This window comes from Mucilaginibacter litoreus (genome assembly GCF_042676805.1).
In the GTDB taxonomy this organism is placed as follows: domain Bacteria; phylum Bacteroidota; class Bacteroidia; order Sphingobacteriales; family Sphingobacteriaceae; genus Mucilaginibacter; species Mucilaginibacter litoreus.
The window spans coordinates 224,356-236,644 of the sequence record NZ_JBHTHZ010000005.1 but is presented as its reverse complement, the minus strand read 5'-3'; the positions used below and the strand labels follow the sequence as shown (position 1 = coordinate 236,644).

The window sequence follows — 12,289 nt, the reverse complement described above, 5'->3', positions numbered from 1 at the left end:
ATACCATTAGGTATAATCTAAATGTAACAACTATGATGTTCAGAAAAACCGGCTATTTAGCATACCTATTCCTATCGTTTACAGTCTTAAGTTTATGTATAACCAGTTCTCGCGCACAAGATATACAGCTGAAGTCAGATTCAGGGCAAACCATTCCTGATACCTTGTTATTCAGGCTTCAACGCGCCCAGGCAGCCATTACCGAAATAAACGCATCTAACAAAAAAGGTTATGGCACACGTGATGCCACAGAACAATTAGCCTCCATAAAGGAAAACATTAATCCTATAAAAACAGATTTGGGTGTTGCCCAGAGGATTATTGAGCCTAAAACACTGATGAACTATGATTTGATCCTCAAAAACTCGCGCGATAAGTTGCTTGAGTTGCAGGATAGGCTAACCAAATCGACCAATAGTTTGCAGCGGATGGCCAAAGATGTCATGGACCTGAGCAAAGATTCGGTGCTGATGGTTCAGGCAGATGACACTACCGCCAGAAAGCTTTACAAAGGGCAGTTGGTTGATGTAAAACTGCGCTTGCAGAACGCGGGTAAACTAACCACCGCTAACTTGGATACCGTGAGCCGTTTGCTGGCAGATGTTTCTGCCGTAAACCTGGAGATAGCGCAATTACAAGCCAATATAGCCGACAGGCTGCAAACATCTGGTAAAAGTGCCTTAAGAAAAGAGTCGCCTTATATATGGTCGGCCCCTACCGAAGTGAAAGGACAGGAACTTTCAGAACTGATAACATCTTCTTACGCCGGCCAGAATAAAATTCTTAACTATTTTATTAAATCCACCTGGGATAACCGGGTGTTACTGTTACTTTTTGGTGGCATATTTTTCCTGTGGGTGTTGCTTAACTACCGAAAGGTACAAAAAGCGGAATTTAGAGAAAAAGCAGGTGAACTTAATTTTAAATATATCACTCCATTACCTATTGTTCCAACGCTTATAGTGATATTGATATTTACACCAATTTTTGAGCCCGATTCACCATCGTTGTACATAGAGATCATTTCTTTCGCGCTGCTTACACTACTTACAATCGATTTCAAAAAACGATTGCCTGCAAAGGACTTTCGCCACTGGCTTTTAATATTTGGTTTGTTTATAGCTATAATGGGGGTATCGGCAGTGGTACATGATGCCATTTTTATGCGCTTACTGCTTATTACCATTAATGTGGTTTCATTGTATATAGGTTATCAGTTCTATAAAAAACTTAAGGAAGCCAATTTTAAAAAAGGCCTGGTAAAACCGGTATTGATCATTTATATCATACTCAATTTACTGGCTATTCTGCTTAATATATTTGGCCGCATCAGTTTAGCTAAGATTTATACCACAACGGCTATAATAGGCCTTACACAGGTGATAGGTTTAGCTGTATTTATCCAGATATTTACAGATGCACTGGAGTTACAAATAAAAGTAAGTGCATGTAACGGGGGCATATTTTCCAGATTAGATATTAGCCGCACCAGAAAATCTTTCCAGAAAATGCTATCCGTTATCGCGGTGATACTTTGGGTGTTGGTGTTTTTTATCAACCTGAGCATTGCTGGTGGTGTGTTTGGCTTTTTCCATGATGTGCTTGTTAAAAAGCGTTCATTTGGTACTATCAGTTTCACGCTTAGCAATGTACTTTTTTTTGCAGTTATAGTTTATGTATCTAACATCCTTCAAAAAAGTGTTGAGGTTTTGTTTGGTGAAAAATCTGTAACGTTTGGCAACCAGGTTGAACATAAAAGTTCAAAGCTTACATTAATAAGGCTTGTGATAGCTATTGTAGGGATTTTACTGGCAGTAACTGCATCGGGTATACCTATGGATAAACTCACCGTTGTATTAGGCGCATTAAGTGTGGGCATTGGCCTTGGTATGCAAAATATAGTCAACAATTTTGTGTCGGGTATCATTCTGATATTTGAAAAGCCTTTTGATATAGGAGATTTTATTGAACTTGCCGATAAAAAAGGAAAGATACAGGATATTGGTATCCGGTCCAGCAAGATGCTGACACAGTATGGTTCACAGGTGATCATTCCTAATGGCGACCTGCTCTCTAACCGGCTTGTTAACTGGACGCAAAACGCAGCCTATGTTAAGTCGGAGATAGTATTTAAGGTTAACGTTGCCACAGATCTTAATAATGTTATGAAGATCATCCAGGATGAGCTATCTAAATCGGAACATACAGTGAAAAACCTTACTCCCGAAATCCTGATTAATTCCATAGCATTAGATGTGGTTGAACTGAAAATATTGATATGGATAACCAATGTTTATATCGAACCTACGTTTAAAAGTATGCTGTTAGCTAATCTGATCAACCGCTTTGCCGAAGCGCAGATAAAGGTAATGTAGCTGTATATTTTGCTTTAGCCTGCAACTGAAGGTTAATCGGCACAAGGCTTTTTACATCTTCAAAATAAGTGTCGGCCAGTGTATCCCAGCTAAGTTGTTGCGTGTACTTAAGGCCTGCTGTAATAAACTGGTGGGCCAATGTGCGGTTATTGATTATAGCGGTTATTTTTTCAATGTAATCTGCAGCGTTATAAGGGCTGCATTTAAACCCGTTTACACCATGATCTATAAAATCTTTAGAGCCTCCGCCATCGGCAACAACGCATGGCAAGCCCGAGGCCATAGCCTCTACCACTACATTACCATAGGTTTCTGAAACAGAAGGGAACAGGAAAACATCTGCCGAAGCATATAAAGAAGCGAGGTAATGATGATCTACCCTACCTGTAAAGACAGCTTTTTTCATACGTGCCTCACATGCTTTACGTGCGCTGCCATCCCCTGTTATCAGAAAATTGACCGGCAAATTTTGTGTTTGTACCTGGTTATATATTTCAATAAGGGTTTCCAGGTTTTTTTCCCAAACAAGCCTGCTTGCAAATATTATTGTAGGATGAGTGTTTCCTGTAAGGCGTTCAAGCACCCGTTTGTCCCGGTTTAATGGATTGAATAAAGTGGTATCTACCCCTCTTTTCCATATTTGCATTTTAGTTGAACTAACACCCATGCCTGCTAACTCTGCTTTTATACTGGTTGATGGTACATAAACTTTAGTACAGCGGTTATAAAATTTTTTATGGCCTGTAGAAATGCCACGTTTAACAGGCTTAATAAAAAAAGGGAGGTATTTTAAGTAGTAATCTACATAAGATATAAAATGAGTGTGATATATGCTTATTACAGGTAAGCCAGTTTTGTTGGCATATTGTAATGCAAAATTACCAAGAAAAGCAGGTGTAGCAATATGAACTATATCGGGGGCAAAGTATTGCAGCTTTTCCTTAAGCTTTGAACTTGCCACGCCCGGTGTTGCCAGCGAGTAACCTTTATTTACAGGCAACTTAATAAACGGAACCCTGAATGTATCGAAAGTATTGATTGTATCAGGCCCTGCACCGTATATGAACAGGTAATCAAAAACCGTAGTATCAATCCTGCTGATGAGCTGGTACATTGTGCGTACAGCGCCATCAAGGTTTTCTGTCAGTATATCGGCAAAAAACGCGACCTTTATTTTTTTCAAAAGAACCGCCTCCGTTATTAATTATAACGAATGAGAGTGTTTGCTCTTAAGTCTTGTTCGCATCAAACGCTTGTGTGCATCATTCTTTTTCATGGGGATGCGTGAGGCTGCCCATATAACAAACGCCGCTATTAAAAGCATAAACAGATCAAGTGATGAATAGCCCATTTCCATTATATTTAACATTATAACACAAAGCTATCATGTTAGTTTAAGCAAAATGTTAAAAGCAAATTATCAGATAAATAATATTTCGCTTGTAAGTAATTTTTATGTTAACAGTTAAAATACCCCTAAAAGTTGTTTAATAAACCATTGTTTTGTCTTGGATTAAACTATACCTTAGCAAAATACATCTGCTATTTACATTATACATGTTCTTTGCTTAATATTCCATTATAAACTAAGCCGATATTTTGTTGTTAGCAGATATTATTGCTGGTATTAACTATTACTAATGGGTAAAAAAAAGAATTACGATTCGGAATTTTGTGGCAGCCTGCCGCTTAACCATATAAATGTCATACAATCCTACGGATACCTTATTATACTTGATAAACAGTCGTTAGATATTTTACAGCTAAGTGAAAACGTAGCTGATCTGCTTGAAAAGCCTGTTCAGGAATTGATAAATAAGCCGTTTTCAGACCATGCGGATGTTGAGGCACTAAAAAAATTGCAACAGCGGTTTAATGAGAACATAAGCAATAAGGTGCCGCTTGCCATAAGTGTAAAAGGCACAAAAATGCAATCTCTTGTACACTTTAAAGATGAGTACCTGATACTTGAGCTTGAAAAATGGGATCAATCATCAGAGCGCAGCTTTACCAATGTTTTTGAGGAAGTAAAATATGCTATTGCTGCAATAGAACAGGCAGGTGATATTGAGACGGTAAGCCGCATTGCAGTGCAGGAACTGCGCAAGCTTACAGGTTTTGATGGCATTATGATGTACCGGTTTGACAGCGACTGGAACGGTACCGTTATAGCTGAAGATAAGGTGCAGGGACAAGGCCTGGAAAATTATTTAGGCCATACCTTCCCGGCATCAGATATACCTAAGCAGGCCCGGCAGCTTTATCTTAAAAACACTTACAGATTAATACCAGACAGAGATTTTGAGCCGGTTAGGCTATATCCTGTTATCAACCCTAAAACAAATGCCTTTATTGATCTGAGCGATTGTAACCTGCGTGGTGTGGCGGCTGTACATTTGGAGTACCTTAAAAACATGAATGTTTGCGCATCCATGTCTATACGTGTAACCCATAATGGCGAACTTTGGGGCCTTATTGCCTGTCATCATCTAACGCCGCTGTATTTAAGTTTTGAGCTTTGCGGCGTTTGCGAACTGTTATCATCGGTAGTCTCAAACAAAATAACATCCATTTTGTATAAACAAGACTTTGAGTTAAAGGCCGGTTTGCAAAAGCAGCAAACTGCCTTAATAGCTCAGGTTTATGCCAAGAATGATCTTTTAGATGGTTTGTTAAACGATAGCGAGTGCAACCTGATGGAAGTATTTAACGCTGGCGGCGTAGTTGCTATACAAGATGGCATGCCGCACGTAATTGGAGATGTGCCCGATAATGCTTTTTTAGAAAACTTTGTACTTTGGTTACAAAACAAAAACATAGAAAAGCTTTTCGTGACTGACGAACTCCCTGCAGAATATGACGAGGCCCTGCCCTATTCCCGTATAGCCAGTGGAGTACTGGCAATACCGGTTGATGGCGAACAAGGTGATTTTATTATGTGTTTCAGGCCAGAGGTAGTGCAAACAATTAAATGGGGAGGCGACCCAAATCAGGCCATTAATTTTGAGCCTGACCGCAAAAATTATCATCCCCGAAACTCATTTAAACTATGGCAACAAACCGTGCACAACACTGCCGTAGCCTGGAACAGGCATGAACTGGAGATAGCTGAAAACATGAGAAGCTTTATTTACGAGTATACAACAAAAGGAAGACAAATTAATTAAGTGAAAAAGAACGGCGTAGCGCTTAAACAACTATCAATTCCTGATCGCTATATCATCGCAATCGGTGCGTCTGCCGGTGGCCTCGAGGCGATACATGAGTTTTTTGATAACATGCCGGCAAATTCGGGCTTTACATTTGTTGTTATTCAGCACCTATCGCCAGATTACAAGAGCCTTCTGGTTGAGCTGGTATCAAAGCATACACACATGAAAGTGTATGAGGCTGAAAATGATATGGCTTTACAACGCGATTGCGTTTACATTATTCCAAACAAAAAGTTAATGACCATCCGCGGTCATAAATTAAAACTGGCGGACAAGGCTAACGATAAGGCGCCCAACACAGCCATAGATACCTTTTTATTTACCCTTGCAAAAGATCAAAAGGAAAAAGCAATAGCTATTATCTTATCTGGCACAGGTACTGATGGTACAAAGGGTATAGAGGTGATTAAAGAATGCGGCGGTATGGTGATAGTGCAGGACCCCTCAACCGCTAAGTTTGATGGTATGCCTAACAGCGCAATAACATCCGGCAATGCAGATTATATACTCCCACCAGCTAAAATGCATGAAGAAGTATATAATTATGTAAATCAAAATCATAAACCCTTACTTGAAGAGAGCCATCTGGACGACAGCCTGATGAATGAAATTTTCAGGCTGGTACATAATAACAGCGGCCAGGATTTTAACCTGTATAAAACCCCTACTATTTTAAGGCGTATAGACCGCCGCATGGTTACCCTTGGTATTAAGAAGCTTGAGGATTACATAAATGTACTGCACGAAAAACCTGCTGAAGTAAAAACTCTTGCCAAGGACTTTTTGATTGGTGTGACCAAGTTTTTTAGAGACAAACCGGCTTTTGATATACTGGCTAAGGATGTTATACCTAAAATAGTTGAGGGAAAAACAGAAGGCGAAATGCTAAAGGTTTGGGTTTGCGCATGCAGTACCGGCGAAGAGGCCTACTCTGTTGCCATACTCATTAATGACTATCTGCAGAAAACAGGAAAAAAACTGGAGGTTAAGATTTTTGCTACCGATGTAGATGAATCAAGTATCGATATTGCATCGCGCAATAACTATCCGCTATCTATTGCCAAAGAGATACCTGCAGATCTGTTAAAAAAATATTTCATCAAAGAAAATAAAAGCTACTCTGTTATACCCTCTATTCGCAAGCAAATTGTATTTGCAAAGCACAACGTTATCAAATCGCCACCGTTCATAAAAAATGATCTGGTTACGTGCCGTAACATGCTTATTTATATGAATAATCTGTTGCAGCAAAAAGTAATAGCCACCTTTCATTATTCGCTCAATCAAAACGGTTATCTTTTTCTCGGTTCAAGCGAAAACACATCAAGTATAAAGGAGGGCCTTACAGAAATAAGCGGTAAATGGAAAATATTCCAAAAAACAGGTACCATTAATTATGGCCTGCATCATACTTATACAGCAGTAACCTCGGGCTTAAGATACAACGAAAAAAAATCCCTTTTACAAAACAACGAACCGGTACGAAGCCTCGAAGAAGAGTTTCGGGACCTGATGATCGAGGAGTTTGATACGGTAGGGATATTTATTGATAAGACGTATACTATTAAAGAAACCATAGGAAACTTTAATCAGTTTTTATCGCTGCCCGATAAAAAACTTGACCTGAGTATTCTTAACATGGTGAGCCGGGAAGTATCCATTGTGCTCAACACTGCTATCCGAAAAGCCTGGAAAGAAAGTAAAAAAGTACGCTTAAACCGTGTGCGTTTTAAACGTGCCGGTACAGATATTTTATTACAGATAACGGTTAAACCACCCGATACACGATCTCCTAACGGATACACTTTACTGATGTTCTCCGAGGTAAAGGGCGAGAATGTCATTAAAGATGGTATTGAGTTGCCTCCGGTACCTGGTGAACACCAGGCTGAATACATGATGGAAATGGAGGCCGAATTAAGTGAAACCCGCATTAACCTGCAGATGGCCATTGAAGAGATGGAGACCACTAACGAAGAGCTCCAATCCAGTAACGAGGAGTTACTATCTGCCAATGAGGAGTTGCAATCGGGTAACGAGGAGCTGCAATCGCTTAACGAGGAACTGCATACACTGAATACGGAACATCAGTTAAAAATAAGAGAGCTGATTGAGCTGAACGACGATCTGGATAATTATTTCAGGAGTACAGATATTGGCCAGATATTTATTGATGCTAATCTGCGTATACGCAAGTTTAACCCGGCAGCCATTAAGATGGTTAACTTGATAGAAGCGGACATAGGCCGGCCTATCAACCATATCTCGAGCAATATAAGGTACGATAACCTGATCAATGATATACACGCCGTACTTGCCCGCGAACAGGTTATTGAAAAAGAAATTGAGCTGAACAACGGCAAAAACAACCTGATGCGGATAATGCCTTATCTAAAAAAGGATAAAACCAGCGATGGTGTTGTTATAACCTTTGTTGATATATCTGTTATTACCGAGCTAAATAACATGATAGCAGGTGTATTTAATGCAAGCTCTGCTGCTATATTGGCTTTTAAGGAGGTGCGTAATGCCGGCCGGGCTATAAAAGATTTTACCTGTATGGCCTATAACCATGCGGCCATGGTTCTGTTTAAAAAGAATACTGAAGAAATGGATGGGCACCCATCTATCAAAAATTTTCCGGATCTGGTTAACCTAATGAACTTTGAACAGTATGTAAAAATATCAGAAGGATCAAAGCCTATCCAAACAGAACTAAAAACCCCTGCCAACGAATGGCATCAGGTTGTGGTAGCCAAGATGAATGATGGCTTTGTAATAAGTTTAACCAACATTACTGAGCGTAAACAGGCTGAGCAGAAACTCAAGAAAAATTATAACGAGCTTATCACCGTACGCGAAGGTTTACGTAACCTTAATAACGAGCTGGAAGAGAGAGTATTAAAGCGTACGAAGGAACTGGCTGAAAGTGAAGAGCGTTTTAAGCTTGTTGCCAAGGCTACTAACGATACCATTTGGGATTGGAACCTGGTTGATAACACTATGTGGCGAAGCGAAAACTTTACCACTATGTTTGGTTACGAACTAAGCCAGGAAAGCACCCATATAAGTTTCTGGTTTGAAAAAGTGCATCCGGATGACAGGCGACGTGTAGAGCAAAGCATTTACGATGCCATCAACACCCATCAAAAGCAATGGTCGGCAGAGTACCGCTTATTAAAAGCAGATGGTAAATATGCCACTATACTTGACCGGTGCAGCATACTTGAAGATGAATTTAAAACGCCTTACAGGCTGGTAGGGTCAATAATTGATATAACACGTTTAAGCGAAACAGAGAAGCGCCTGGTAGAAAGCGAGAGCAAATTCCGCAAGGTATTTGAAAGTAATATGATAGGCATGGTGTTTTCAAATATGGACGGGCGTATCATAGAAGCAAACGATGCGTTTTTGAACATGCTTGGTTATAGCCGTAGCGAAATTGAGCACAACCCGCTTAACTGGATAGAAATAACGCCTGATGATTATAGGGAAGCAACCGACCAGGCAGTTGCACAGCTAAAGGAAAATGGTATAGTTCCACCGTTTGAAAAGCAATATAAAAAACGGAACGGCGACAGGCTGCCGGTACTAATGGGGTCGGCCTTATTGCAGCAAAATGATAGTGATATTAATTCGGTAAGTTATATTATTGATATATCTAAACAAAAGCAGGCAGAAAGCCGCCGCGCGGAATTGCTGCATTTGGTTAAGAAACAGCAGGACGAGTTTTACAGCATATTTACCAATGCGCCGGCATTGATTACTATAAAGCGTGGCCCAGAGCTGATATATGAATTTGTAAACAAAGCCTTTGAGAAATTTGACGGCCAGCGTAGTTACCTGGGCCGCAAGAGCGCAGATGTACACCCGGAGATGATTGATTCTGAGCTTGCAAAGGTTGAGCGGCAGGTGCTTAAAACGGGTAAAACCATTGTAAAAAATGCCTTTCATGTTAATCGTTATGACCACAGGACAGGTGAAAGAAAAGATTGCTGGTTTGATTTTATTTATACCCCTGTTTATGCCGAAGATAATAATGTTGACGGTATTGCCTTTTTTGGCTTTGATGTTACCGACCTGATAATGGGGCGTAAAGCTGCCGAAGAGCTGATGCAAAAAAAAGATGAGTTTATGAGCATAGCCAGCCATGAGCTTAAAACGCCTATAACCAGTATCAAAGGTTCGTTGCAGATATTGCAACGCATGGCCAATACTTTGAATGGCCATGATCCGGCTCTTACCTCATTTATCGAGAAGGCTAACAAGCAAACAGCCAAACTTACAACACTTGTAGATGATCTGCTTGATGTAACTAAGATACAGGAAGGTAAAATGGTGCTTAACTACTCAGATTTTGATGCCGCTGTTATGGTTAAGGAGTGCCTTGATGAGGTACAGGCTCAAAACCCTGCATACCACATTGAGTACAATGCAAGCTGCGAAATGAAAGTTCATGCTGATAGAGTAAGGCTTGAGCAGGTAGTGACCAACTTTTTAACCAATGCTATCAAATATTCTCCTAAAAGCGATAAAGTGGTAGTTACCTGTGATGTAGACGATCAGAAATTTAAATTAGCTGTTAAAGACTTTGGAATTGGCATCCCCGATGATAAAAAGGAATTTTTATTTGACAGGTTCTATCGCGTACAGGAATCGTCCAGTCATGTTTCCGGTCTTGGCCTTGGCCTTTATATATCTGCGGAGATCATTAAAAGGCATCAGGGTGATATAGGCGTGGAAAGTACCAGCAACCAGGGTTCTGTCTTTTGGTTCACTATTCCGGTTAAGTAAAATCTAATTTTTCATTTCACAAGCGTAGTATACTTCGCCTTCAACCAATGTAAGTTGCTAAGACACACTTTTGCAATTCATACCATTAATGGTTTATTATAAGCCAAATAACAATTATTTTAACAAAAACCCATATCTATCACTTTTTTTACATAAATATTTAAATTATTTTGCAGCATCTGGTGTAAAAGTCCATTTTTATGTGTTAATTTCGCAATAAGGAAAACAAAATGTGTGTTATTACGTTATTAGCTTGAACGATGCTGAAAAAATGGACAAATATCATACTTTGTGCATGGCTGATAAATGCACTGGTTTGCTTCCATCCTACTAATCCGTTTGAAAATCACCGCATAGATGGCCATTGCAATATCGGAAATTGTTTTTCCGATAATACACTGCTGTCTTTTCTTATCAACTACCCGGGTAAGTGTAAAAAAAGCGATATTCAGGCCCAGCATAAAATCAGTGCCCGAAATCGTTATACAACAAACAGCCAGTTAAATTTTATTACCAATCTGCCTGTTTGCGAAACATTTAGTTTTACCAATTTAATACAGCACCTGCGTGCAAGCAGTCATAGTTTTTTAGAGTACCGCACTTTTGCACTTGCACAATATCAAAACCTGTTCAGGTTAAGCCCTTTCTAAATACTGTAAATACCTTATCCTAAACTGCTTACAGCAGCTTATCTAATGGTTTATGCAGCACTTGCTGCCCCAAATTTTTTTACAGTAAAATCTAATGAAAAAAATATATGCGCCGGTATTTGTCTTACTGGCAGCTTTGATAATATTAAATTACGGATGCACCGGCGGTAACGCTAATGATAAAAAAAACGTTGAAACACCAAGTTTCCCGGTATACACACTTGAACAGAAAGATACTGTTTTACAAACTGGTTATGTGGCCGATATACAGGCTATTAAAAATGTAGAGATACGTACACGTGTTAAAGGTTTCCTTGAAAAAATATACGTTGATGAAGGAATGGCCGTAAAAAAAGGCCAGGTGCTTTTTAAAATCAACGACGAAGAGTATCGTGTTATGCTAAGCAAAGCCAAGGCTGCTTTAAGCAATGCCGTTGCTGATGCCCGTGCAACAGAGGTTGAAGCAGAACGTATTAAACTGCTGGTTGATAAAAAAGTAATATCAAAATCTGAGCTTGATGTAGCCCATTCTAAACTAAATGCTGATAAAGCAACTATTGAAGAGGCACGTGCTGCAGTACAAAGCGCTAATAACCACATTGCTTATACCAGTATCAGGGCACCTTTTGATGGAATTATAGACAGAATACCACTTAAAGCAGGCAGCCTTCTTGAAGAGGGCGTGTTGCTTACCAGTTTATCAGACATCAGCGAGGTGTTTGCCTATTTCAGTTTCCCGGAAAATGAGTATCTGCAATATGAACGTTCTCGTCGTAGCGCTACTGGTAAAGATAATCAGCAGGTTAACCTTGTGCTTTCTGATGGCAGCAAATATTCTTATCCAGGTAAAATAGAAACCGTTGAAGGACAGATAGAACAAACTACCGGATCAATTGATTTCCGGGCCAGGTTCCCTAATCCGAACAAGCTTTTAAGGCACGGCGCATCTGCAAAACTCTATATTACCTCAGATATCAATGATGTAGTACTTGTTCCGCAGCAATCGGTATTTGATATACAGGATAAAAGCTATGTGTACACTGTAGATGCAGGTAATAAGCTGCACATGCGTGCCTTTACACCTATTACAAGGCTGTCAAATTACTACGTGGTAAAGGAAGGCCTTAAGCCCGGTGAAAAAATACTACTCGAAGGAACGCAGAGCGCGCGCGACGGTATGACTATCAAACCGGTGGCAACCCCTGGCAATACGCTTGCCATGAAGTTAAGGACCATGAATTAATAGCGTCCTACTATT

6 protein-coding genes are annotated in these 12,289 nt (G+C 39.8%); 5 read left to right on the top strand and 1 reads right to left on the bottom strand.

Annotated features, from left to right (window positions below; genetic code table 11):
- Positions 1-32: 32 nt before the first annotated feature.
- Positions 33-2,375 carry a mechanosensitive ion channel family protein gene (locus tag ACFQZX_RS09150; protein WP_377114094.1) on the top strand — a complete coding sequence of 781 codons (2,343 nt, stop codon included), beginning with the start codon at positions 33-35 and terminating at the stop codon, positions 2,373-2,375.
- Here ACFQZX_RS09150 and ACFQZX_RS09145 read toward each other — a convergent pair.
- The gene (locus ACFQZX_RS09145; RefSeq protein ID WP_377114091.1) at positions 2,338-3,558 is read right to left on the bottom strand and encodes a glycosyltransferase family 4 protein; all 1,221 of its coding nucleotides are present in this window, start codon (positions 3,556-3,558) and stop codon (positions 2,338-2,340) included. The genes ACFQZX_RS09150 and ACFQZX_RS09145 overlap by 38 nt on opposite strands.
- Positions 3,559-4,015: 457 nt before the next feature.
- Here ACFQZX_RS09145 and ACFQZX_RS09140 point away from each other — a divergent pair, with 457 nt between their 5' ends.
- From ACFQZX_RS09140 to ACFQZX_RS09125, 4 genes are all read left to right on the top strand, one after another.
- Entirely contained in the window at positions 4,016-5,542 is a 1,527-nt protein-coding gene (locus ACFQZX_RS09140; protein WP_377114089.1) for a GAF domain-containing protein, read from the top strand.
- The gene (locus tag ACFQZX_RS09135) at positions 5,543-10,381 is read left to right on the top strand and encodes a chemotaxis protein CheB (RefSeq protein WP_377114087.1); all 4,839 of its coding nucleotides are present in this window, start codon (positions 5,543-5,545) and stop codon (positions 10,379-10,381) included.
- 260 nt (positions 10,382-10,641) lie between these two features.
- Entirely contained in the window at positions 10,642-11,031 is a 390-nt protein-coding gene (locus ACFQZX_RS09130) for a hypothetical protein (protein ID WP_377114084.1), read from the top strand.
- Between the two features lie 94 nt (positions 11,032-11,125).
- Entirely contained in the window at positions 11,126-12,274 is a 1,149-nt protein-coding gene (locus ACFQZX_RS09125) for an efflux RND transporter periplasmic adaptor subunit (RefSeq protein WP_377114081.1), read from the top strand.
- Positions 12,275-12,289 lie beyond the last annotated feature (15 nt).

Coding starts and splice junctions, on each gene's coding strand:
- ACFQZX_RS09125 (WP_377114081.1), top strand. CDS start 11,126: ATGAAAAAAATATATGCGCCGGTATTTGTCTTACTGGCAGCTTTGATA.
- ACFQZX_RS09140 (WP_377114089.1), top strand. CDS start 4,016: ATGGGTAAAAAAAAGAATTACGATTCGGAATTTTGTGGCAGCCTGCCG.
- ACFQZX_RS09150 (WP_377114094.1), top strand. CDS start 33: ATGATGTTCAGAAAAACCGGCTATTTAGCATACCTATTCCTATCGTTT.
- ACFQZX_RS09130 (WP_377114084.1), top strand. CDS start 10,642: ATGCTGAAAAAATGGACAAATATCATACTTTGTGCATGGCTGATAAAT.